Origin of the sequence: Burkholderia sp. HI2714 (assembly GCF_002223085.1) — a bacterium.
GTDB lineage: Bacteria > Pseudomonadota > Gammaproteobacteria > Burkholderiales > Burkholderiaceae > Burkholderia > Burkholderia lata_D.
In genome coordinates this window covers 1-23,042 of the sequence record NZ_NKFM01000020.1, presented here as the reverse complement: position 1 = coordinate 23,042, position 23,042 = coordinate 1, and the positions used below count along the sequence as shown (strand labels likewise).

At 65.8% G+C, this 23,042-nt stretch carries 25 protein-coding genes and 2 pseudogenes; 14 read left to right on the top strand and 13 right to left on the bottom strand.

The features are described 5' to 3' along the window. Positions 1-13: 13 nt before the first annotated feature. The 5 genes from CFB82_RS09530 (at position 14) to CFB82_RS09510 (ending at position 2,353) form a co-directional block, all read left to right on the top strand. Complete coding sequence (locus CFB82_RS09530) at positions 14-478, top strand: RidA family protein (RefSeq protein ID WP_089483985.1); 465 nt, start codon at positions 14-16, stop codon at positions 476-478. A gap of 263 nt (positions 479-741) precedes the next feature. Next, positions 742-1,161 carry an organic hydroperoxide resistance protein gene (locus CFB82_RS09525; protein ID WP_089484056.1) on the top strand — a complete coding sequence of 140 codons (420 nt, stop codon included), beginning with the start codon at positions 742-744 and terminating at the stop codon, positions 1,159-1,161. 71 nt (positions 1,162-1,232) lie between these two features. Further along, positions 1,233-1,559 carry a DUF4148 domain-containing protein gene (locus CFB82_RS09520; protein WP_089484055.1) on the top strand — a complete coding sequence of 109 codons (327 nt, stop codon included), beginning with the start codon at positions 1,233-1,235 and terminating at the stop codon, positions 1,557-1,559. 61 nt (positions 1,560-1,620) lie between these two features. Beyond that, positions 1,621-1,950 (top strand): DUF4148 domain-containing protein, encoded by a 330-nt coding sequence (locus tag CFB82_RS09515; RefSeq protein ID WP_069248003.1) that lies wholly within the window; start codon positions 1,621-1,623, stop codon positions 1,948-1,950. A gap of 73 nt (positions 1,951-2,023) precedes the next feature. Then, the gene (locus tag CFB82_RS09510) at positions 2,024-2,353 is read left to right on the top strand and encodes a DUF4148 domain-containing protein (RefSeq protein ID WP_089483984.1); all 330 of its coding nucleotides are present in this window, start codon (positions 2,024-2,026) and stop codon (positions 2,351-2,353) included. Positions 2,354-2,699: 346 nt separating this feature from the next. On the opposite strand, the pseudogene CFB82_RS09505 reads toward CFB82_RS09510, so the two are convergent. Together CFB82_RS09505 and CFB82_RS09500 are read right to left on the bottom strand one after the other, a co-directional pair. Continuing rightward, positions 2,700-3,308: pseudogene (locus CFB82_RS09505) on the bottom strand (class I SAM-dependent methyltransferase); the annotation flags it as partial. A gap of 43 nt (positions 3,309-3,351) precedes the next feature. Continuing rightward, a complete protein-coding gene (locus CFB82_RS09500; protein ID WP_089483982.1) occupies positions 3,352-3,879 on the bottom strand; it encodes a DedA family protein in 528 nt (175 codons plus the stop codon). 293 nt (positions 3,880-4,172) lie between these two features. On the opposite strand from CFB82_RS09500, the gene CFB82_RS09495 reads away from it, so the two are divergent. The 3 genes from CFB82_RS09495 to CFB82_RS09485 all read left to right on the top strand — a co-directional run bounded on the left by CFB82_RS09495 (position 4,173) and on the right by CFB82_RS09485 (position 7,033). Then, on the top strand, positions 4,173-4,838 hold the full coding sequence (locus tag CFB82_RS09495; protein ID WP_069248000.1) for a response regulator transcription factor: 666 nt from the start codon (positions 4,173-4,175) through the stop codon (positions 4,836-4,838). Beyond that, positions 4,835-6,220 (top strand): ATP-binding protein, encoded by a 1,386-nt coding sequence (locus CFB82_RS09490; protein WP_089483981.1) that lies wholly within the window; start codon positions 4,835-4,837, stop codon positions 6,218-6,220. The genes CFB82_RS09495 and CFB82_RS09490 overlap by 4 nt, the downstream gene beginning before the upstream one ends. Before the next feature lie 96 nt (positions 6,221-6,316). Further along, positions 6,317-7,033 carry a GNAT family N-acetyltransferase gene (locus CFB82_RS09485; RefSeq protein ID WP_089483980.1) on the top strand — a complete coding sequence of 239 codons (717 nt, stop codon included), beginning with the start codon at positions 6,317-6,319 and terminating at the stop codon, positions 7,031-7,033. Between the two features lie 48 nt (positions 7,034-7,081). On the opposite strand, the gene CFB82_RS09480 is transcribed toward CFB82_RS09485, so the two are convergent. The 5 genes and pseudogenes from CFB82_RS09480 to CFB82_RS43940 form a co-directional block, all read right to left on the bottom strand. Further along, positions 7,082-7,537, bottom strand: a complete 456-nt coding sequence (locus CFB82_RS09480) for a MarR family winged helix-turn-helix transcriptional regulator (protein WP_069247997.1) — start codon at positions 7,535-7,537, stop codon at positions 7,082-7,084. Between the two features lie 102 nt (positions 7,538-7,639). Then, positions 7,640-7,768, bottom strand: a complete 129-nt coding sequence (locus CFB82_RS43945) for a hypothetical protein (RefSeq protein WP_256978857.1) — start codon at positions 7,766-7,768, stop codon at positions 7,640-7,642. Beyond that, entirely contained in the window at positions 7,765-8,136 is a 372-nt protein-coding gene (locus CFB82_RS09475; protein WP_089483979.1) for a GFA family protein, read from the bottom strand. Before CFB82_RS09475 ends, CFB82_RS43945 begins: the two co-directional genes overlap by 4 nt. 195 nt (positions 8,137-8,331) lie before the next feature. Continuing rightward, entirely contained in the window at positions 8,332-9,432 is a 1,101-nt protein-coding gene (locus CFB82_RS09470; protein ID WP_089483978.1) for an NAD(P)H-dependent flavin oxidoreductase, read from the bottom strand. Positions 9,433-9,695: 263 nt separating this feature from the next. Further along, positions 9,696-9,836 (bottom strand): annotated as a pseudogene (locus CFB82_RS43940) (MFS transporter); the annotation flags it as partial. A gap of 186 nt (positions 9,837-10,022) precedes the next feature. On the opposite strand from CFB82_RS43940, the gene CFB82_RS09465 reads away from it, so the two are divergent. After that, complete coding sequence (locus CFB82_RS09465) at positions 10,023-10,661, top strand: 5-formyltetrahydrofolate cyclo-ligase (RefSeq protein WP_089483977.1); 639 nt, start codon at positions 10,023-10,025, stop codon at positions 10,659-10,661. 128 nt (positions 10,662-10,789) lie between these two features. On the opposite strand, the gene CFB82_RS09460 is transcribed toward CFB82_RS09465, so the two are convergent. Next, complete coding sequence (locus tag CFB82_RS09460; protein WP_089484054.1) at positions 10,790-11,923, bottom strand: AAA family ATPase; 1,134 nt, start codon at positions 11,921-11,923, stop codon at positions 10,790-10,792. A 41-nt stretch (positions 11,924-11,964) separates the two neighbouring features. Then, the gene (locus CFB82_RS09455; protein WP_089483976.1) at positions 11,965-12,834 is read right to left on the bottom strand and encodes an RNA ligase family protein; all 870 of its coding nucleotides are present in this window, start codon (positions 12,832-12,834) and stop codon (positions 11,965-11,967) included. A gap of 733 nt (positions 12,835-13,567) precedes the next feature. On the opposite strand from CFB82_RS09455, the gene CFB82_RS09450 reads away from it, so the two are divergent. From CFB82_RS09450 to CFB82_RS09435, 3 genes are all read left to right on the top strand, one after another. Beyond that, a complete protein-coding gene (locus CFB82_RS09450; RefSeq protein WP_089483975.1) occupies positions 13,568-14,716 on the top strand; it encodes an RNA ligase RtcB family protein in 1,149 nt (382 codons plus the stop codon). Continuing rightward, positions 14,716-15,324, top strand: a complete 609-nt coding sequence (gene prfH / locus CFB82_RS09445) for a peptide chain release factor H (RefSeq protein WP_306426973.1) — start codon at positions 14,716-14,718, stop codon at positions 15,322-15,324. Before CFB82_RS09450 ends, prfH begins: the two co-directional genes overlap by 1 nt. Positions 15,325-15,706: 382 nt before the next feature. Beyond that, a complete protein-coding gene (locus tag CFB82_RS09435) occupies positions 15,707-17,167 on the top strand; it encodes an MFS transporter (RefSeq protein WP_089483973.1) in 1,461 nt (486 codons plus the stop codon). Between the two features lie 296 nt (positions 17,168-17,463). On the opposite strand, the gene CFB82_RS09430 is transcribed toward CFB82_RS09435, so the two are convergent. Further along, positions 17,464-17,718: a hypothetical protein gene (locus tag CFB82_RS09430; RefSeq protein WP_143750890.1), complete on the bottom strand. Its 255-nt coding sequence runs from the start codon at positions 17,716-17,718 to the stop codon at positions 17,464-17,466. Positions 17,719-17,751: 33 nt separating this feature from the next. Next, positions 17,752-18,426 (bottom strand): GntR family transcriptional regulator, encoded by a 675-nt coding sequence (locus CFB82_RS09425; RefSeq protein WP_256990313.1) that lies wholly within the window; start codon positions 18,424-18,426, stop codon positions 17,752-17,754. Positions 18,427-18,484: 58 nt separating this feature from the next. On the opposite strand from CFB82_RS09425, the gene CFB82_RS09420 reads away from it, so the two are divergent. After that, complete coding sequence (locus tag CFB82_RS09420) at positions 18,485-19,648, top strand: pyridoxal phosphate-dependent aminotransferase (protein WP_089483970.1); 1,164 nt, start codon at positions 18,485-18,487, stop codon at positions 19,646-19,648. 223 nt (positions 19,649-19,871) lie between these two features. Here CFB82_RS09420 and CFB82_RS09415 read toward each other — a convergent pair whose 3' ends face one another. Together CFB82_RS09415 and CFB82_RS09410 are read right to left on the bottom strand one after the other, a co-directional pair. Beyond that, a complete protein-coding gene (locus CFB82_RS09415) occupies positions 19,872-20,750 on the bottom strand; it encodes a PhzF family phenazine biosynthesis protein (protein ID WP_089483969.1) in 879 nt (292 codons plus the stop codon). 147 nt (positions 20,751-20,897) lie between these two features. Then, positions 20,898-22,259: a DKNYY domain-containing protein gene (locus CFB82_RS09410; protein WP_179255387.1), complete on the bottom strand. Its 1,362-nt coding sequence runs from the start codon at positions 22,257-22,259 to the stop codon at positions 20,898-20,900. Between the two features lie 371 nt (positions 22,260-22,630). Between CFB82_RS09410 and CFB82_RS09405 the strand changes: the two genes are divergently transcribed. Then, positions 22,631-22,885, top strand: a complete 255-nt coding sequence (locus CFB82_RS09405; protein WP_218829062.1) for a hypothetical protein — start codon at positions 22,631-22,633, stop codon at positions 22,883-22,885. The last annotated feature ends 157 nt before the right edge of the window (positions 22,886-23,042 follow it).

Below are 23,042 nucleotides of genomic sequence, written 5' to 3'. Positions count from 1 at the left end.
CAAGGAGCACGACATGACCGTCGAACAGAAACTGGCCGACCTCGGCCTCGCGTTACCCGAGCCGCCGAACCCGCTCGGCAGCTATACGGCCGTCAGCGAAGCCGGCAACCTGCTGTTCGTCTCGGGACAACTGCCGCTGGTCGACGGCAAGGTCGCTTATACGGGCCGCGTCGGCGAACAGTTGAGCGTCGACGAAGGCAAGCATGCCGCCCGGGTCGCGGCGCTGAACGTGCTCGCGCAGATCCGCCGGCATCTGGGCGGGTTCGAGCGCCTGCGCAAGATCGTGCGCGTCGAGGGGCACGTGAGTTCGGCCGACGGCTTTGTCGGGCAGCCGGCCGTGATCGACGGCGCGTCGGACCTGTTCGCCGCGGTACTGGGCGGCAAGGCGGGCCACGCGCGCTCGGCTTTCTCCCAATGCCAGTTGCCGGCCGACGCGGCCGTGATCCTCGTCGTGATCGCCGAGATCGACCCGGCCTGACCGATCGGCCGCCCTGCGGGGCGGCCAGCCATTCCCGGGCGTTTTCACCTGCCCTGCCCGGATGCGTCGCGCGTCGAATATCGGGGGCGGATCGCCCGAAAGCCTTGTCCGGCAAAGCTGTACACGTTCGAGATACATTGAAATACAAAATATCGCATGCGATTTAATCGAATGCGCTTGACGGAGGGAGTCGTCTCGACGAAACTCCATCGCATGCGATCGAATCGCATCTGAAACAAACCACCCAACTGACGGAGCAAATGATGAGCAAGATCGAAAAAGTGCTGTACACGGGCAAGACGCATACGACTTCGGGCGGCCGCGACGGCTCGGCGCGCAGTGCCGACGGCCGCCTCGACATCCAGTTGTCGTCGCCGGGCAGCGCCGGCACCGGCACCAACCCGGAACAACTGTTCGCGGCCGGCTGGTCGGCCTGCTTCATCGGCGCGATGCAGCTTGCGGCGCGTGCCGCGAAGGTGACGCTGCCGACCGATCTCGCGGTCGACGCCGAAGTGGATCTCGGCACCGCCGGCAATGCGTACTTCCTGCAGGCCCGGCTGAACGTGAGCGTGCCGGGGCTCGATCGCGACGTCGCGCAGCGCATCGTCGATGCGGCCCACCAGACCTGCCCGTATTCGAAGGCGACGCGCGGCAACATCGACGTCGACATCCGTATCGCTTGAACGATGCACCAGGCGGCCTGGCGCCGCCTTGCCGAATGCCCTGTTTCCTTTCTTTCTTTTTGAGGTGAATGATGAAAACCCAATTGATCGCCGCCCTTCTCGTCGCTGTTTCGGCCACGGTTGCCGCACCGGCGTTCTCCAGCGAATCCACCGTGACGCGTGCGCAGGTGCGCGCCGAGCGCGCGCAGTTGCAACAGGCCGGCTACCCGCTGAATCGCGCGACCGACGCCACCTATCCGAATGATCTCCAGGCTGCCCTCACGCAGATCCGTGGAGCCGATGCGGTTGCCGGCAACGAGCAGGCGTCCGGCTACGGCAGCAACGGCGAGGCGGTAACGCAATCGGGCCGCCGGCATGCGGTCAGAGTGGCCGACCGCTCGGTGTATTTCGGTCATTGAGCGCGACGCATCGTCGATACGCGAACCCTGAATGCCTTCTCTTTCTCTTCCGTCGAGGTAAATGATGAAAACGCAATTGATCGCCGCCCTTCTCGTGGCCGTTTCCGCATCCGCTGCCGCACCGGCGTTCGCCGATGCAGCCGCCGTGTCCCGCGCGCAGGTGCGTGCCGAGCTCGTCCAGCTCGAACAGGCCGGCTATCGGCCGGGCCGCGCGAACGATCCGCACTACCCGGACGATCTGCAGGCCGCACTGACGCGCATTCACGCGAACGACACCGCAGTGGCCGAGGCCGCGACGTCCGGTTACGGCAGCGATGCCGCCGCCGCGACGCAGTCGGGCAGCCGGCCCGCGACGCGGATCGCCGAGCGCTCGATTTACTTCGGTCATTGAACGAAACCGCGCACGGCGCCGATGGCCGGCGCACGACACGCAACCCCTGAATTCCATTTTCTTGTCGAGGTAAATGATGAAGACCCAACTGATCGCTGCCCTTCTCGTTGCCGTGTCGGCTGCCGTTGCCGCGCCGGCGTTTGCGGGTGACGGCCCCGTGACGCGCTCGCAAGTACGTGCGGAACTGGCCGCGCTGCAGAAAGCCGGCTACCTGCCGAACCGGCCCAACGACCCGAACTATCCGGACAATCTCCAGGCCGCGCTGCGCCAGGTTCACGACGACACTGCAGTCGCGGCCGATTCGCAGGTGTCCGGTTACGGCAGCGACGCCGGCAGTGCGACGCAGTCGGGCAGCCGCAGCGCGGTTCGCGCGGCCGAGCGGTCGATCTACTTCGGCCATTGAGCATGGCGCGTCGGAATCGTCGCGCCAGGCCAGGCAACGTGTGGGAAACGGGGGCGCGCAGGCACGGTGCGTTCCTCGTCGGCCTGCGATGGAACGTAGCGTTGCAAATTGACATGCCCTGCGCGTTTGCGTCTGTTCGGGATTCGACAGCGCGCGGTGCCAGCGCCGATAGCGGTTTTAGCGACCAGCGGCCGGCCAGACAGCAACCCATACCCGAACGCGTTCACGATGCTGGGCGTCCATCCGCTGATGGCCCGACGCCGCTCGAATGGCGTGATGGCGCATGGGGAAACCGGGTGATATCGATGCCGCGCAAAGTGGTTGCCTCCGCAATCACATCGAGCTGCGGCCGTGCACCGGGCCACTGATGTCGGGCCCTGTCGATCCGGCGTTCGAAGCGATACACGATGGCGGGCGGGAAGTTCATCCACGCGACGCCGACCCGGACGGCACGAATACGCATGGCTTCCAGATAGCACGCCGGAATCGGGCAGCGCGGCACGTAGGTGAACTGGTAGAACGCGCCATCGGCCGCCAGATGACGCGCGAACGCGCCGTGAACGATCGCGACGGCCTGTTCGACCGGCATCGCGACGAGCGGCAGCCCGCTCACGATCGCATCCGCGCGCGCCCCGCCGAAGAAATCCCCTGTCATGACGAGCTGCGCCGCATCCATCTGCATGATCCGCAGCGCGGGAAACCGATGTCGCAACGCGTCCGCGAAAGCCGGATCGGCTTCCACCAGCACGAGCCGGTCGCTCGCGACGCCGCGCGCGAGCAGCGCCCGCGTGAACACGCCGGTGCCCGCACCGAGTTCGATCACGGCGGCGCCGTCGCGCGGGATATCGGCGGTGATCAGCGCGGCGAGCGCGGGGCTGGATGGCGCGAGCGCGCCGACCCGGCGCGGATTGCGCAACCAGGTACGCAGGAACAGCATCCATTCAGGGATTCGCATCGACAGGCTCCAGGCGGGATCGATCGGTCAACGACATGTCGGGCTAGGCGGCCGCTTGCGCGGCCAGGTAGCCGGCCGTGATGAACAGCGTGTTCCAGAGCGCGATGCCGGCCGCGGCGCCGGACGCGAATCGCGCGAAACTCGTTTCCAGCAAGCCGGCGAGCGGCGGCGCGACGAGCCGGACGAACGGCACCAGTTGCGACCAGAGTGCGAGCCGCGTGGGCCGCGCGCGGATGCCGTCGATCAGCGCGTCCATTCGTGCGGGCTGCAGCCTGCCCAGCGGCGCGACGCGGCGCAGCAGGGCCAGCACGCTGTCTTCCGGCCACAGGTTGCCGAGCGCGTAATGCAACAGGCAGCCCGCGAAGCTGCCGAGCGCCGTGACGACGATGGCTTCCGGCAGTGTCCATGCGCCCTGCGCGCTGGCGACGCCGATCATCGTGAGGAGCACGTGGGACGGCAGCACCGGAATCAGCCGCTCGATCAGCGACAGGCCGACGAGGCAGGCGATGCTGTTGGCGCCGGCCACGCTGAGCGCGAGGCCGAACGGGACGAGCGTGGTGAGCTGGTTCATCGCGCCGCTCCCGCGCGGCGGGCGCGCAACGCGTACAACGCGCACAACGTGCGCGACCTTCCATGCCAGAATGGCCCGCACCCGAACGGCGCGCAGGTGTAGCCTCGCGCCGCATTGCATTGCAGCAACGGAATGGAAGGACGTGACACGGTCATTGCGGGCCTCTCGATAAAACGCCGGATGCATTGCACCGGCAATGCGGCGAATGGCACGCATCGTGGCCCCCGGGCTTTAAGAAGTTTTTAATCGCGGTCGGTCAGGCTGGCGACCTCGACAGTCGAGGAGCGAAACCGATGGATATCCTGCTGGTGGAAGACGATGTCATGCTGGCCGATGCCGTTTGCGCGGGCCTCAGGCAGAACGGCTGGCGCGCGGACTGGTCGGCCGACGTGCCGGCCGCGCGGCTCGCGCTCGTCGGCCACGACTACGACGCGGTGCTGCTCGACCTGCAACTGCCAGGCGCGTCCGGTTTCACGCTGCTTGCCGCGATGCGCGCGAACTACGACCCGACGCCGGTATTGATCGTGACCGCGCGCGATCAGCTGAGCGACCGGATCCGCGGCCTCGACGCAGGCGCCGACGACTATCTCGTGAAGCCGTTCCAGCTCGACGAGCTCTATGCAAGGCTGCGCGCGCTGACGCGCCGCAGCCAGGGCCGCGTATCGGAGCGGCTGGTCTACCGCGACGTCCACGTCGATCCGGCGCGCAAGGAAGTCACGCGCGCGGGCGAACCCGTTGCGCTCAGCATCCACGAGTACCGCACGCTGCTCGCGCTGATGGAGCGGCAAGGCCGCGTCGTCACGCGCACGCAGCTCGAAGCGCGCGTCTACGGCAACGACAGCGAAATCGAAAGCAACACGATCGCGGTGTACATCCATCAACTGCGGCGCAAGCTCGGCGACGAGCTGATCGTGACGGTGCACGGCTTCGGCTATCGCGTCGGGGAGCGCCCCGCATGAAGTCGCTACGCGTGCGCCTGCTCGCGACCGTGATGGCGGCGGTCGTCGTGTTCTGGGCGAGCTGGGGAGCGTTTCTCGGCATCGGCCTGTGGCGCGAACAGCGCGGCTGGCGCGACGGCATGCTCGAGAGCGCCGCGCAACTGCTGCTCCTGTCGTTGCCGGATACGATCGATCGCCTGCCCGAAGCGAACGCCCAGGCGGTGGTGCCGGACACCGCATATGGCAAATACGACGTCGCATTCCAGATCTGGGTCGATGGCCGCAACGTGATGCACAGCGCGGATGCACCGGGGCCGGCGCTCAAGGCGGACCTGCGGGACGGATACGGGGTGAGCACCGGTCGCGGCGCCGCGCACGACGAGACCTGGCGGGTCTATTCGCTGTCGGATCCGGCGGGCCGGATTCACGTTCAGACGGGCGGGCCGGCCACGACCTGGCAGGAGAAGGCGAGCAATGCGCTGCAACTCGGCCTGTTCAATACGGCGGTGATGCTCGGGATGCTGGGCGTCGTGATCTGGTGGGTGATCCGCTGGTCGTTCGGGCCGGTGCGCGAGGTCCAGCGAGCGATCCAGCACAAGGCCGCGTTCGATTTCTCGCCGCTGCCGCTGGTGACGCTGCCGCGTGAACTCCGCCCGCTCGTCGAGTCGTTCAATCGCCTGCTCGCGCGGCTGAGTCAGGCCGTCGACACCGAACGCCGCTTCATCGGCGATGCCGCGCACGAGTTGCGCACGCCGCTGGCGGCGTTGTCGGCCCAGGCGGAAGTCGCGCTGCAGGCGGACAGTCTGGCGGAGAAGAACGAAGCACTGCGTCGGCTCGCAACGGGCGTCGAACGCAGCGCGCGGCTCTCCGGGCAATTGCTCGAACTGGCGCGACTGGATGCCGGGTCGCGCGTCGACCAGCACGGGCCGGTAGACCTGTCGCGGCTCGGTGCGCTGATCGCGAGCGACTTCGACGCGGCCGCGCATGCACGCCGACAGACGGTGCGGGTCGCGGTCGAACCGGTGCGCGTCTGGGGCGATCTGGACGAGATCGCGATTGCGGTGCGCAACCTGATCGACAACGCGCTGCGTTACGGCCGTGACGGCGGGCAGGTCGAGATCACGTGCGACGTCCCTGCCGATGCGGGCGGGACGCGGGTCAGGCTGCGGATCGCGGACGATGGGCCCGGCGTGCCGATGCACGAGCGCGAGCGGATTTTCGAACGCTTTTATCGCGTACCGGGGACGGTGCAGCCGGGCAGCGGCATCGGCCTGTCGCTCGTCGCGCGAATTGCCGCGTCCCACGGCGGGTCGGTCGAGGTGACGGCCGGAATCGGGGGGAACGGGCTGGCGGTGGTGCTGTCGTTCCCGATATGGGTGGATCCGGCGCGCTGGCAGCGGTAGCGCGGGCCGCGGCAAGTCGCGCTGTGCAGGCCGCGCCCTGCCCGCCCGATCCCGGTCTATGCTGTGCCGTCGAAACCTTCAACCGAGGAGCAGCCGATGTCCGATGCAACGACCGGAACCGCGCCAGGCAGTGCGCACCCGCTCGACCAGGTGGTGTGGAACGCGCTGGCGGGCAGGCAGCGCCGCTTTGCGGTCGGCCACGACCGTGCATGGCGGTTTCCGGCGGCCGTCGCGCCGTTTGCCGCGATCGAGGACGCGAGCGCGGCATCCTTCGACGCGTTGCGCGCGCTGATCGCCGCACACGGGCCGGCGGCGCTGGTCACGCCGGACGAGATCGAGCCGCCGGCGGGATTGTCGGTGATCCGGCGCGCGAACCTGTTGCAGATGGTCTGGCAACGGACGCGCGACCCGGCGCCTGAATCGGGCTACGTCACGCTCGCCGAAGCCGATGTGCCGGACATGCTCGCGCTGACCACGGCCGCGCAGCCCGGCCCGTTCGGCCCGCGCACGTTCGAGCTCGGCCATTACATCGGCATTCGCAGCGAAGGCAGGCTGGCCGCGATGGCCGGCCAGCGGATGCAGGTCGACGGGTATACGGAGATCAGCGCCGTCTGCGTGGACGCCGCGTTCCGGCGGCAAGGGCTGGCGGCGCGCCTGATGCGGGCGTTGATTGCGGAGATCGATGCGCGCGCGGATACGCCTTTCCTGCACGTCCTCACGTCGAACCAGGTGGCGATCGAGCGCTATCTCGCACTTGGTTTCGTCGTCCGTCGTGAGATGAACCTGCTGGTGCTGGGCGACGGGCACGCATGACGACGCGACCGGCACGATGCACGTGCCGGCCGCAGTGTGGCCGGGCGTTTATTCGTCGGTCGACCGGATCAGGTTGCCGCGCAGCGTGACGATCGCCTTCTGCATCTTCGCGAATTCGTCCGGCTTCAACCCGGTGGCTTCGACCAGGTTCATGTCGAGCCCCTTCTCGCGCAGGCGGCGGCCGCTTTTCGTCAGGCTGACGAGCACCTGGCGTTCGTCCGACGGATCGCGGTGCCGCTCCAGGTAGCCCATCGTCTCGAGCTTCTTCAGGATCGGCGTCAGCGTATTGGATTCGAGGAACAGCTTCTCGCCGAGCTGGCCGACCGTCTGGTTGTCCTGCTCCCACAGCGCAATGATCGTGATGTATTGCGTATACGTGAGGCCGAGTGCTTCGAGGATCGGCTTGTACGCCTTGCCGAATGCGAGATTCGTCGAGTAGATCGCAAAGCACAGGAACTCGGACAGCTTCGGTGCAGTGTCGGATGGGGCTTCGGTCGGTTTCATGAACGTCCTCCAGCGACGCGGACGGCCGCAGATGGACGCATTATATATCGCGTGCGATCTTATCGGAAGCATGATAATCGTTCTCGATGAACCGGCGCGCCGTCAGTCGGCCCTGCGGCGTTTGCCGGTCTGTGTGCGGCTGACCGACAGCAGCGTGCATTGCACCGGATGCGCGATTTCGGTCGCGAGCCCGCCCGCGGCAAACAGCAGGATCATCAGCCAGCGTTTCATGCGTCCTCCACGACCGAGAGGCTCGCGCCGTCGGCGACCGTTGCGTCGAGCGCATACGGGTCGATGCCATCGAGGCAGCCGAGATTGACGCGCCAGCAGGTGGGGTCCCTGCGCGTCTGATGGAACGGATAGATGCCGCAACGGCTGCAGAAATAGTGACGGGCCGTGCGCGTGTTGAATTGGTAGCACGTCAGCGCGCCCTCGCCTTCGACGATCTTCAGTTCGCCGGCGGCGAACATCGGGCTCATCAATGCGCCGCGCCGGCGGCACATGCTGCAGTTGCAGCGGGTCGCCGGCGTCAAGGCCGTTCTGACTTCGAATTTGACGGCCCCGCAATGGCAGGACCCTTTGAACCAGGTTGCAGACATGGTGCACTCCCGAAGAGGTCATGCCTGCTTTATAGCGGACGCCCGAAGCTGCGTTGTATCGCGATGTATCCGCGGTTCGTGCAGATACAGAACTTTGCAAATCTGCGGTGGCCGGCGAAGTATCGGTGCGGTGATCGGGGTGCGTTCACCGATCGCCGGCATGGGGCCGCGGCCCGTTGCCCGCGAATCGGGCGATCAATCCAGCACGTGCTGCATCCGCTCGATCGCCGCCCGCGTTTCGCGTTCGAGCGCGGCGAACAGCTCGGCCGCCGGCAGCGACCGCGCGAGCGGCGCCGCCTGTCCGGCCCACTGCGCGCCGTAGCCGAATTCGCCCTTTGCCTTTGCAGCCGCATGCAGCGCCTTGCCGGCGTCGTACGCGATCGGGTATGCGGGCGTGGCCGGCGCGCGCGGGTCGTCGCCGAGCGCGGTCAGGCGATTCGCGAGGCCGCGTGCGATCCGGCCCGAGATCGCGGCGGTGAAGGTCGTGCGGCGTGCCGCGTCGCCCAGCAGCGCGCGGCGATAGCCGTCGTCGATCGACGTCTCCGGGCACGCGACGAACGCGGTGCCGAGCTGGGCGGCCTGCGCGCCGAGCGCGAGCGCGGCGGCGATCCCCTCGCCGTCCATGATGCCGCCGGCGGCGATCACCGGCAGCGCGCATTCGCGCACGATCAGGCGCGTGAGTGCGAACGTGCCGAGGCGATCGTCATGCGCGGTCGAATCGAACACGCCGCGGTGCCCGCCCGCTTCGATCCCCTGCGCGACGATCGCGTCGATGCCGGCGTCGGCGATCTGGCGTGCTTCGTCGAGATTCGTCGCGGACGCGAACAGCGTGATGCCCGCGCGCTTCAGCGCGGCGATCACGTCCGCGGACGGCAGTCCGAAATGGAAGCTGACGACGGCCGGCTTTTCTTCGACGAGCAGCGCCTGCATGGCTTCGTCCGCGACGAAGCTCGTATAGATCTCCGACAGCGAGGCGGGCGGCGTCGCGCCGTATTCGCGGAACACCGGCGCGAGCCATTCGAGCCACGCGCGTTCGACGGCCGCGTCGGCGCGCGCCGGCTGGTGGCAGAACACGTTGATGTTGAACGGCCGGTCGGTGAGCGCGCGCGTGTCGCGGATCATCTTGCGGGCGCCGTCGGCGTTCGTCGCGCCCACGCCGAGCGAGCCGAGCCCGCCCGCATTCGACACGGCGGCCGCCAGCGCCGGCGTGCTGACGCCGGCCATCGGCGCCTGGATGATCGGGGCGCGCATGCCGAGCGTGCGCAACAGCGTCCGGTTGTCGGTCGATTGATTCATGTCGCTTGCCTCCTGCAAGATTCGTCATCGAAATGCGTCGGCCGGATGCGGGCCGACGCGCGTGTGTCGGGTTCGGATCGGTGCGTGTTCGTCGTGCGGTGCACGCGACCAGTCACGTGAGCGTCATGTCGAAAACGATGGGTCGCCGTGCGGCGCGGCGGTGTTGGCAACTGTGGCGACGGTGCACGTTGTCGCCGTCTCCCGGCGCGAAACCGGTAACTGCGCTCATCCTACGCCAGCCCGCGTTCAGCCGGCCAGAGCCGCTATCGACCACGCGCCCAATGCGCGAGCCCCGCGCAGGCCGCCAGCAGCGCGCCCGTCACGCAGAACACCGAATGCAGCCCGAGCGCAACGCCGGTCTGCCCGCCGATCACCGGGCCGACCACCTGCCCGCTGAACTGCGCGGGCCACGGCCGGATGGCGTTCGATGGCGAGGCGCTTTGCCGGGGGATACTGCGCTTGCCGTTTTGGCCCTACAATGCGCAGGCGAAGCAACCGCATGATCGGCCGTCAGGGTGCCGCGTTCATCGAACGCAGCGTCCGACATTCAAGCGGTTCCGCTGATAACCAACAATATCCAACCAGCACACATGAAAAGAAGAACATTTCTCGCGCTGCCCGCCGTGGCAGCGTCCGGCATGCTCGCCGGCTGCTCCGACGCCAACATCGGCCCCATCACCAATCGCATGATGAAGGATCCGGAATACCGTGAAAGGCTCTCGGCATTTCTGATCAGCGCGGACGGAAAGAGCCTCGTCGTCATCGGCAAGCAGTATCACTACATTTTCGATGTGCCGCCGGCCCTCGCCGTCAATCTCACGGCACCCTATCGCTCCAAGCTGTATACCGATTTCGATGATTTCGAGACGCACGGCGACAAGATCTCGGGGCGTTACGTGTTGCGGCTCGCGCGCGAGGACGCACCGGCCGGCTCCGAGCTTCGCGCGCGCGCGCTTGCCGACGGTTTCAAGGACCAGCGGTTTGAACTGACAGAGAGCGGCACGATCACCGGAAAGCGTTACCAGCCGAACGATGTCACGCCTTCGTCGATCCCTCAGGCGTTCAATCACGCGTACAACGTCAAGGTGATCGAGCGACCGTCGGTGCTCGGTAAGGGAGCGAAGATCGCGCTGTCGCCGATCACGATTGCAGCCGATGGTGCGCTCGGCCTGCTGGGTGTCGCGCTGGCGCCGATCGCACTTACCACGATCCTCATCCTGGCCCACTAGGGCCACGGCATCGCGGCGTCACTGAGCTGCGCGCTTGCGCGACGCAGCGGAATGCATCGCCGAAATGAAGCGAGCCGGTACGCCGCGGTGAATTGCGGCGTACCGGCTCGTGTTGCGACGTTGTCGCATCAGACTTCATACCGCACCGCATGCGCTTCGGTCGGCAGCGGCAGATCCCAGCGCAGCAGCATCGCCTCGAGCGCGCGGTTCGTCAGCGACGTGTCGCGCCGCGCGTTGCGACGCAACAGTTCCGCACGCGGCTGTTCGAGGTAGACGAGCGTCACGTCGGCGTTGTACGCAAACAGCAGGTCGAGCGTCTTCTTGCGCATCAGCGGCGACAGGTTCGTCGCATTCCACACGAACGGCTGTTGCGTGCGCAACAGTGCCTTCGCGGCGTCGATCGCATGGTGCGCGACCGCGCCCTCGTTCTGGCCATGACGCAGCCCCAACGCATCGCGCGCATCGTCGAACGACACGACCGGCAGATCCGGATGATGCCGCGCAACCCACGTGTTCTTGCCCGACGCGGGCAGGCCCGACATCACGACGACTCGCGAGCCCGGCGTACGGAACAGCGGATAGTCGGGATGCACGTCCGCGCCGCGAAAGTAGCTGAGCGCCGTGTGCGCGTCGGCGAATGCACGCGGCTGGCCGTAGCAGCCCTCTTCCCGCGCCAGTTCACGCAACAGTTCGATGTTGTCGAGCACGCGCTGCGTGTCGTCGCAGATGCGCCCGCGGATATCGGCTTCCGCAAGCAGGCACAGCAGCGGCAGGCTGACCTGCCACGACAGCTCGCGCGCGATGAACTCCGGTGTGCCACGGCGCGACCCGCTCATCGCGAAGAACGGTACCTGGTGTACGGCGATCATCCGGCAGATCGCCTCGCGCACCGCGAACGGCACGCCGGCATCCCACAGGGCAATCCGCGCATCGATCGCGCCCTTGCGCGAGTGGCCGGGATGGCCGATCGCGCCGGTAACGGGATCGACGACCGTCGTGCCGTGCTTCGCGATGTCGTGCAGCAGCGCGGCCAGGAACACGATCTCCTGGTCGGCGCGCGACGCAGCCTGGTACTCGGGCAGCGCGAGCAGCGCATCGATCACCATCATCGTATGCGTCCACACGTCGCCTTCGCCGTGGTGCGCGGGCTCCTGCGGTGTCGTTTTCGCGTGTTCGAGCGCGGGAAATGCCGCGAGACACGCGTGATAGTCCGGCTGCCGGCCGGGCGCAGGCACGAGTGCCTGAAGTTGTTCGTACTTCATGATCAAGACTCCTCTCGAAACGGCGCACGGCCGTTCCGCATTCATGGGTTTGGGTGCGCGGCGGAGATCGATGCCCACGTTACCGTCGGGCGCGGCGCATACAGGTCGACACCCGGCGCGAGCCGATTCGGGATGAACGGCTGCTCCGAATGATGGCGCGCCGATTCGAGAATGGCCTGCACGAAATCGTGGCGCACCCACTTCAGGCGCGCGGTCGTCGTATCGTCCGTCTCGACTTTCACGTAGAGCCCTTCGGAGCGCTCCGACTTGTCGCACTGCTGCCATGCACGCGCGAGGTCGAGCCCCTGCCGCCGCACCGTTTCCTCGAACGCGCGACGCCAGTCCGGCGTCTTCGCGAGCGACGGGCCAAGCATTGCCTTCAGGTCCGCGAGTCGCGCCGGCGCGATGCCTTCGTACAGCACGGGCACCGACAGCACGGGCCCGTCGGCGAGCAGCGCGCGACGCGCGGGTGTCGACAGGAAACGGCCCATTGCGCGATCGAACACGTCGAACTCGAAAAAGTGATGCGGCAGCGCGTCGTAGAACACCGCGTGCTTCTTGCTCATCGTCTCGCCGTACATCACGTAGCGATCGCCGAGGCGGTCGAGCAGCCAGCCCGCATGGGCGGCGGCCCAGGTCTTCACCAACCCGAACTGCCGCTCGCGGCCGCCGCCGGCCAGATAGTGGCCGCGCGACTGCAGCAGCAGCTCGCCCGCGGGGCTGAAGCTGATGCCCGTGTTCGCGCCGTCGAGCTTTTCCTCGACGACGAGATGGGCGCCCGCGAGGGTGCGATACGGAACGTGGTCGTGACCTTCGTCGCCGTCCTGCAGGCGCGAGCCTTCGAGGTGCGGCGTGCGCGGGTAGCGGGCGAGGTCGAGCGATTGCGCGTAGGCGCGGAAATCCAGCGTCATGGTCTTTCTCCGGAAACATCAGAAAAAGCCGACGACGTGAACGAACGATGGGGTGTGCGTTGCGGTGTCAGTGCGTGTCCGGGCGCGGCCCTGCGATCACGGTTCCGGCGCCGCGAGGCAGACGGGAACGGGCAGGACGACACGCGGCCGGGACGGCAGTCGTCGGCGTATCAGGCGAAGGGACGAATGTTTGCGGGCACTTGGATCACCGATTCGATGAGGGTTCAGGGATGAAGCAGGCGGATGCTACGAAACGGCATGTGTGCTGTCAAGCGCGGTCGGGTACAGCCGATGCGGTTGTCGGCGTGCGTCGAATGCCTGCTGCGGCGCGTCGTGCGCGCCGTCGACACGGGAATGATCCGGATTCCTATTTGTGTGTTTTTCGCCACATCGAACGGTGATTCGATGGGCAACGCCGCGCCACCCGCTTGCTGCGCCCGTCGCGTGCATGCTAGAGTCGCCGCCATTCCGATCAACCCGTCACTCGCAAGGAGAAAAAATCATGACGTCACGCCAACACTCCTCCCGTCGCGGGTCGTAGTTCGGGTTTTTCGCGTCCGTTCGTTTCATCGTTCACGCCAAGCAGCACCACGTATCGCCGTCACGGCGATGAACCGGGTCGTTCCGATCCGGTCGTGCCGCCCTCTTCCCGACTTCCGATGTCGGGCAGCGCATGTGTGCGCTGCCTGCGCCATGGCCCGCCGTTCTTCCTTTTCATCGAACGGAAACCTCCATGGGCAATTCCATGCAATACCTGGGCGAGCGCATCACGTTGTGCGCTTGCGCCACCACCTGGATCGAAGGTGAGGCCATCCGGCAGCTCGAACACGCTGCCACCCTCCCCGGCATGCGGCGCGTCGCCGGCATGCCCGATCTTCACCCCGGACGCGGCTACCCGGTGGGCGCCGCGTTCTTCTCGACGGGCCGGCTGTATCCGGCGCTGATCGGCGGCGATATCGGCTGCGGGATGGCGCTGTGGCAAACCGCGCTCGATGCGCGGCGCATCAGTGCGTCGAAGCTCGCGAGCCGGCTCGGCTCGATCGACGCCACGCCCGATGCAAGCTGGCAGCCGCTCATTGCGGCCGCCGGGTTCGCGGATCACGCGTACGCGGCATCGCTCGGCACGATCGGCAGCGGCAATCATTTCGCGGAAGCGCAGCGGATCGACGCGGTGTACGACACCGATGCCGTCGAGGCGCTCGGCCTCGATCCCGATCGCCTGCTGCTGCTCGTGCATAGCGGATCGCGCGGCTTCGGCCAGTCGATCCTCGAGCAGCACATGCGCGAGCACGGCTACGACGGCCTCGACGACACGGATGCCGCATGCACGGCGTACCTCGCGCGTCACGATGCGGCGTTGCGCTACGCGATCGCGAATCGCGACCTGATCGCGCGGCGCATGCTGGCGCGCTGGCGCACCGATGGCCGGTGCGTGCTCGACGTGAACCACAACCTGGTGAGCCGCGCGAGCGTCGACGGCGAGCCGGGCTGGCTGCATCGCAAAGGTGCGACGCCGGCCGACGCGGGGCCGGTCGTCATTCCCGGATCGCGCGGCGACTACAGCTACCTCGTCGCGCCGGTGCGGCCCGACGATGCGGCCAGCCTGGCGTCGCTGGCGCACGGTGCGGGCCGCAAGTGGGCGCGCGGCGATTGCAAGGGGCGTCTCGAACGGCGCTTCACGCCGTCGCAGCTCACGCGCACGCCGCTCGGCAGCCACGTGATCTGCGAAGACCGCGAACTGCTGTACGAGGAAGCACCGCAGGCCTACAAGCCGATCGACAGCGTCGTCGACGCGCTCGAAGCTGCCGGGCTGCTGCGCAAGCTGGCGCGGCTCGCGCCGGTGCTGACCTACAAGACGTCCGGGGAGGCTGGCCGATGCTGATGCAGATTTCTTCGGCGCACGGCCCGCTCGAGTGCCAGCTGGCCGCGGCCAATGCGTTGCGGCGCCTGCAGGCGGAAGCCGATGCGCAGCGCGTCGTCGTCACCGTGCTCGATGCGCAGCCGGGCGAACGCTCCGGCACGCTGCGCTCGGCGCTGCTCGACCTCGACGGCGAAGGTGCGCAGGCGCTCGCGGACCGCTGGACGGGCACGCTGCAATGGATTTGCGCGAGCCCGTACCGGTTGCGCCATCCGCGCAAGAACTGGTTCATCGGCGTCACGCGCTGTGCCGACGCGCAGCCGCTGCCGGACGGCGACGTGCGGTTCGAAGCGATGCGCGCGCGCGGGCCGGGCGGCCAGCACGTGAACAAGACGAGCTCCGCGATTCGTGCGACCCATGTCGCGACCGGCCTGTCGGTGCGCGTGGAAAGCGAGCGCAGCCAGCACGCGAACAAGCGCCTGGCGCTGCAGTTGCTGCAGGTTCGACTGCAGCAGGAGGCCGACCGTCACGCGTCCGATGCGCGCCGGCAGCGGCGGATGCAGCACTTTGCGCTGGAGCGCGGCAACCCGGTGCGCGTGTTTTACGGGGCGGCGTTCGTGCCGGCTGACTGAGCACGAACGCCTGGCCGCCGGCGGTTTTCGCGCCGGCGGCCAGGCCGTCGGCCTCATGGTTTTCCCGGCCTGCCGGTTGCGCGAGCGCGCAATCGGCTCCGGTGCATGACCGCGCGCCAGGCAGGCTGCACGGGCCTGCCGCGTGCATGCCGGCTGCCGTGTGTTCCGCACCCTTTCTGCGCAGGAAAGGACGCTTGAGGCATCCGCAATTATCACGTGCCGCGGATTTGCCCACCATGTGTCGGACGATCGGTACAGCCCGCCTGTCCGGCCCCTTCACCGGCCTTGCGGTGCCTGCCGCCACGTCGTGCGACCGGATGCATCGCGCCTGTCGCGAACGGCCGGGCCTCGCGCCACGGCGTATCGATAATCAGGAGACACGATGAACAGCCATTCCCTCGATCTCGGCGGCAACGCGGGCGGACCCGCGTCCGCACGACCGCCGGCCGCTGCCGGCGTCGGCGCCGATGCGTCGGCCCTCCCCGCCCGCCGCGTCACGCTCGGCGATTTCATGGACGACCTGCCCGTCGGCGCGTTGCACCGGTTCGTCGTCTGGGTGATCGGCATCGGGCTGTTCTTCGACATGTACGAGATTTTCCTCGTCAGCACGATCGGTTCCGCGTTGCAGAACGAATACGGGCTGAGCCGGCAGAGCACCGATTTCAAGTTGCTGCTGGCCTCGGCGTTCATCGGCATGTTCTTCGGTGCAATGTGCCTCGGCAGCCTCGCCGACCGCATCGGCCGGCGCAAGGCGTTCCTGCTGACGCTCACGTGGTACAGCGCATTCTCGCTGGTCGGCGCGTTTTCGGTGAATGCAGACATGCTCGTCGCGTGCCGGTTCCTGACCGGCATCGGCGTCGGCGCGATCTATCCGGTCGCCGACAGCTTCCTGTCCGAGATCCTGCCGAAGGAAAAGCGCGGGCGGCTCGCCGCGTGGGCCTATACGACTTCCTATGTCGCGGTGCCGCTCGTCGGGTTCCTCGCACTGTGGCTGAACCCGTTGCATGTGGGCGGCGTGGCCGGCTGGCGCATCATCCTCGCGATCGGCAGCCTCGGCGCCGTGTACGTGCTGCTCGTCCAGCACCGGTTGCCGGAGAGCCCGCGCTGGCTGCTCGCGCAGGGTCGTACCGCCGACGCGCATGCGGCATTGCGGCGCTTCGCGGAAGGTACCGGCGTGCGCGTGCCCGAGCAGTTCGCGGAGCCGGCCGAACCGCAACGGCCGCTCGGGCTTGGCGAGCGCATCGCGCTGCTGCGGCGCGAACCGTACGGCGCGCGCTACGTGATGCTCGCGATCTTTCACCTGTTTCAAGGCTTCGGTTATTACGGGTTCGGTACGCTGGCCGGCACGGTCGTGAAAAGTCGCGGCTTCGACGTGACGGACAGCACGCTGTTCATCGCGCTGTCGTTCATCGGCTATCCGGTCGGCTCGCTGCTGTCGATTCCGCTGCTCAACTGGATCGAGCGCCGCACGCTCGTGATCGTGTCGATCCTGTCGATCGCCGGGTTCGGGCTGTGCTTCGCGTATTCGGGCAATACCGCGCTGATCGTCGGCTTCGGGTTCCTGACGACCTGCGCGTCGAACGTGTTCAGCAACGCGTATCACGTGTACCAGGCGGAGATTTTCCCGGCGCGGGTGCGCTCGACGGCGATCGGCAGTACCTATGCGCTGTCGCGGATCGTCAGCGGTGTGCTGCCGTTCATGTTGTTGCCGGTGCTCGGCAGCTATGGCGCGGGTGCGATGTTTGGCGTGATTTCGGTAGCGCTTGGCATCGTTGCCGTCACGCTGCGTGTGCTCGGGCCGCTGACTACACGGCGCAGCCAGGATGAGATCAATCCGGTTTGAGCGTGTTTCGATGCGGGGGCGCGGAGATTCGCTCCCCGCATCATGTCTGGTGCTTCGCGCCGGCGACGCTACGACGACATTCCCGCTTGAGAAACGACGACCGCAAATTCGATCCCCGATTCAACATCCAGCGTCGTGGTCGAGAACCGCGGATCGTCGTCGAGGTCGTGCTTGGACGGTCGAGCGATGTCCTCGGCCGTGTACACGTTGTTGGCCGGGACGATCGATTCCGGGCAACCGACCGAGGCTGAGTGAAACCGTTCGGCGAACGTCCCGTGCGAGAAAGGCTGCGCGTTTCACGAAGCCTCGATCCAGATCGGTTCCGCAGGATGATGCTCCTGAATGACGGCAACGGCTCGCGCCATTTCATGGACGTCTCCTGCGCGAGCGTGACCTGTGAAATTCGTGACGAGCATTCCTGTAGCGCGAAGCGCAGCCGTCTCCTCTTCAGTCAGTACGCCCGCATCCACCCACAGGCGGTGAGCTTTGTTGTCGCGCCACAGACGCTCGAATGCGGTGACGCCGATCCTGGAGCGGGCAAAAAACACCATGTGCATCTCCATCGTTGCGCGATTGGCCAAGTATCAGGCATCCGGCTCCGCCGGGATCGCCTTGAGTCGTAATGCGTCAGTCAGTGCCTGGCCGGCATCGGCGATGTGCGCGGCCAGACGCTCGCAGGCTTCGTCGACCCGGCCGGCGCATGCCGCATCGAATATCTCGACATGCTCGTTGTCGGAGCGCGCACGCCAGTCGAGCCATTTCCACGCGGCAAACAGATGGCGCGCGCTGGCCTGATGCAGATCCGCGATCACGGAGACGACCCGCGGCATGCCACACGGCGTGGTGATCGCCTGATGAAAGCCTCGATTGATGCGTTCGAGCGCGGCGATGTCTCCCGATGGTGCGTCGGCCTCGAGAAAGGACGCAGCGCGTGCCAGGTCATCTGCGGTGTAGCGGGGAATCGCGTACCGGAGTGCGAGCGGTTCGAGCGCAGCCCGCATTCGGGAAACCTCGACGACCGCCTCCACATCGAGCGGCGCCACGCGCACACCACGCCGAGGCTCCGCGATGACCAGCCCTTGAGCCTCGAGCCGACGAAATGCTTCGCGGACCGGCACATGGCTCGTGCTGAACGCGTCGGCCCACTCGTCCTGCTTGAGCCGTTCGTCCGGCGCAAGTTCACCCGAAACGATCCGGGCGGCAATCGACTGCGCGATATGCGCCGCGACCGAGCGATCGTCCTTGACATCGCCATTCATCCCAACCACCATAAGAATAGATTATCTATTATCTATGGTAACAGATCGGGAGACAGACATGCGCCACCGCCGCCCCACCCGACTGCAGGAGATCGCCGGCATCGGCGTCGACCGCATGGGATCGATCGCGGACCACTCCGGCCGCGACGTGCTCCGGCTGGAGAATCTCGACACGGATATCCCGCCACACGCAGATGCGCTTGCGCGAACGCGCGCGGCGGCGAGCGAGGATGCCGCGAATTCGTATCTGCCGTTCGTCGGCCAGGACCGGCTGCGCGCCGGCGTGGCGGCGCACGTCACCGTGCAGACGGGGGTGAACTACCGGGCCGATAACGTCATCGTATCGGCGGGCGGTTTGTCCGGCATCCTGAACGTCCTGCTGGCCGTGCTGGAAGTCGGCGACGAGGTCATTCTGACCGACCCGACCTATGCGGGGCTGCTCAACCGCGTGCGGCTGGCCGGCGGCTCACCCGTGCAGATCCCGTTCAGCTTTCACCCGGGCGCGGAATGGAAACTCGATCGCGCCGCGATGTCCGCCGCGTGTGGCCCGAAGACGCGCGCCATGCTGTTGATGTCCCCGTCGATGCCTTCCGGTGCGGTGCTTGACGAGGAGGACTGGGCCTTCGTCGCCGGTCTGTGCGTGCAGCACGACCTGTTGCTGATCGTCGACAGCGCGATGGAGCGGTTGTTGTTCGACGGGCGCAAGGTCGTTCATCCGGCTCGGCTGCCCGGCATGGCCGAGCGCACGATCACGGTGGGCTCGGCGTCGAAGGAGTTGCGGATGATCGGCTGGCGGGTGGGCTGGATCGTGGCGCCGGATGCGCTCATCCCCGATCTGGTTGCGGTGTCGCTCGCGAATGTGGTCGTGCCGGTCGGCATCGCACAGGAGGCCGCTGCCATCGCGCTCGAGCGCTCGACGATCGACTTGCCCGATTACGTCGCGGAACTGCAGCGTCGACGCGACGCGATTGCCGCCGAGCTGCACGGCCTGCCGTTCGGCATGCCTGCGGGCGGCTGGTCGATGCTGCTGCGCGTGTCGGATTTCGGTCTCACGGGTGAACAGATGTCGGAACGGCTGCTCGAACTGGACGTATGCGCGACGGCGATGACGGGCTGGGGGCGGCAACACGGAAGCGCCTATATCCGGTTCGTCTTCGCGAACGAGCCGGTGAACCGGTACGCGGGATTCGGCAAGAAGGTCACCGCGGCACTCGGGATGTGAGGATGCCTGATGGAATTCCTCTGCGCGAGATTCTGCGGACCGAGAACGGAACGTCATGAAAAAGCTCGGGGGGTGAGTTCATGGCGAGTTCGCACGAAAGGGACACTATCCGGATGAGCTTCGGCCTCAAAAGGCGGTCGACGTAGCCGACGAAATCGGCAACGTGATTAACCGCCCCATTGAAGCCATTCGGACATTCGGGAAGCGGACGTTCGAAGCCACATCAGATCTCGACAGTGATCGACCGCGTGACCACCCCGGTGCCTCCGGCCATCAATCGCCAGATCCTGCCGCCTTCGACATCGAGCATGACTTTGATGACGCTCGGCGAAGGTTGCGGCATCAAATGCCCTTGCTCAATGATGATTTCCGTGTCGCCTGCCCCCATCCGCTCGTATAGCAAGCACGCCAGCGGCCCGGCTGCCGTTCCTGTCGCCGACTCTTCGGCAATGCCGAAGCGCGGCGCGAACATGCGGGCACCCGCGTGGCGCCCGGGTATTTTCGTCGTCGTCGAGAAGACGTAGTAACCAATCAAATCCAGATCGTCGCTGATCGATTCAATCGCTCGCGGGTCCGGACGAATCGCTGCCACGGAAGGCTCGTCGGGCAACGCAATCATCAGAAAGCTGTTGCCGGTGTTGACGACGGTCGGGCTTTCGGCGCGATGGATCTGGGCAGTCGATACGCCCAGCGATTGAGCAATTCTTGCGGAGAACGGGGAGTCCGCTCCGATTGAGCGACAAGTTGGGGAACGCTGCTCCATCAGAACGGTATCGCCGTCGATCACGATGTCTCTGCATCCGTCGATCGTCTCTTTCGACGATTTGCCGTCATCCACCCTGCCGATTGCTCTCAACAGAGAAAATGTGGCGATGGTGGCATGGCCGCAATGAGCGATCTGCCGCGTCGGCGTGAAAAATTCCAGCTTGACCGTCGCAATATTCGATTGCGACACGAATGCGGTTTCCGACAATGCGGCCTGTTGAGCAACATGCAACTTCTGATTTGCCGTCAGCGCATCGGCATCAATCACCACGCCGGCAGGATTGCCCCCGGCGTTTCCGTCTGTCAACGCATTGACGATTTGAACTTCAACTCGCACTAGTCCTCCCAATGGACGAAACGCAAAACAGCCGCGATAAACACATGCGCTCGTGTCGACGCTCGACGATCTCGCGGCCGGCGCCGACTGACTGCGACTGGCTGACGCTGCGCATTCGGCAAGACCGGCGAGCCGGCCCTTTCCTGCCTAATTGCTGCTCGTGGTGGTTGACCCCTGCAGCTGGATATCGTCCCCGCACCACGTCGCCCGCATCCGCTTGCCGTTGCCGAGATCAACCACGGTATCCTCGAGTGTCGTATCGTCAGCAGTCTTGAAAAGATATCGGTAGTGAGTGTTTTCATAGCCGATCGAATAGCCAGCCGGCAATTTCTGTGGCGCGATGGGCCGGAGCGGACCAAACCGGTGCGCCGGTGTCGGCGCGGCGAGCTTCGCGAGCCCGCCACACAATGGCCCATCGTCCCTCGACAATGCACTCCGCAGGTTGATGAATCCGAGGTCGTCGGCCAGGTAGCCTGCTACCGGGCCACTCAAATGACCTGCGGTTTGCACGCTACTTTTCATGACGCTTGCGCCGTAGCTTTGATGCAACGGGTCAAGATCGAAGATCTGCTTTCCACCGATACCGAGATACGACGAACCCGATATCAGAAAATAAACGAAGTCGGGCACATTGGCGATGCGCTTGATATCGTCGAACTCGTGGAAATACAGCACATCCAGTCCACTTCGGGCTACCCGGAACCCGTCCGGCTGGGCACTGCGGACGCATTTCAAATCGGGTGCGCCGGGCACCGGGCACACCGGAACCAGCATCTGGAACGTGGCCGCCCGCACGCCGTCAAGCGGCTTCCGGCCCAGGTAGATGCGCTCGCCGTCGCTGATGATGGCGGGTTGAAGTGAGGCCGGCGGGCTCAGCAGCTTCAGCTGCGCCTTGATTTCCGGCCGATAAACGGGCCCCTCGAGCGCGTCGACTGAAAATACGCGTCCGGCATTGACTGCGAAGGTATTACCGATCACTTCGACCGGACCCGGCACCATCTTCGGGTCCGTTCGCTCTTCCAGATACACGTGGTTGCGGTCGTACGCCCACCCGTCATCGGCTTTTGCGCCCTTGGGCACAAAGGTCTTGAAGGTCGCGGGATCTGCGCCCGGAATCACGTCGGCGCCGTCGAATACCTGCTGGCCGTCGGTAGCGTGGAGTCGATCCAGAACGCGCAGCGCCGAACCGCGTTGCGTGAGCAGATAATAATGTCGTGCCTCGTCGTCTTCATGGCGACGCATATGCGACGGTAAAAGACAGGCTAGATCGGGTACCGGCCCGACGTGCGAACACGCATCATGTAATTCGTGCAATTCCGAGATGAAATACCCCCGGTCATTGATCACGCCATACTGGTCGCTCAGCATCTTGACTGGCGGATGCTGGCACGGCCCCTCGCGCTCGGCGGACAGCGCGCCTGTGCTTTTACCGGCACGCGCCAGCGGATACCAGTATTCCCGACAGATAGTGTTCGTGTATGCCCGTGCCGAACCAGCGATGCCGAACATGAGTAATCCGAGTACCAGTACGATTACATCGCGAATTCGGTCGCTCGATCGCGGGCTCACGCGAACCCCGGCTTGCAAGGTATTTTCGTTCATAAGTGTGGGTTCGGTTTCGCTCGACCCCTATCGTCGACGTACGATTGTCAACGATCCGCGCCGGTATGTCGAACGACCCGTCGTGGCCGATCGTAGTCGACGCCAAAGTCGTCACGCGAAACGCCCGATTACCGCCATTCGTTTTGAAATTTTTAAATCGCTGAGAAGCGAGCGCCCAGATAGTGCAAGCTTCGCGGGGCGATTGCACCCGAAATGGCAGCAGATTAATATCGTCGAATTCTCGGGACGAACGTGTAACCTTTATGCGCATACTCGTAATGGGCGGGACACTGTTTCTCGGTCGGCATATTGTCGAAGCGGCCCTGCAGCGCGGGCACGATGTAACGATATTCAACCGGGGGCAACAAAACCCGTCATTATTTCCCGAGATCGAGCGTCTCGTTGGCGATAGGGACTCGGATCTCTCCGCCTTGGCGGGCCGGCAATTCGACGCCGTGATCGACCCCTCCGCGTATCGCCCTGAACACGTCGACCTCGTGCTGTCTGCGCTGAAGGCCCCACCGAAGCACTAAGCTCTCAACAGAAAGTAAATCTATAATTTGATCCGAATCCTTGAAGGACCGTATCGACGTCTTCTTCAAGGGTTTGGATGTCACGCGCCTTGAAGGCCAGCCACTCATATTTCATCTTGTGCCACAGTTTCTCGATGCGATTGAGCTCCGGGCTGTA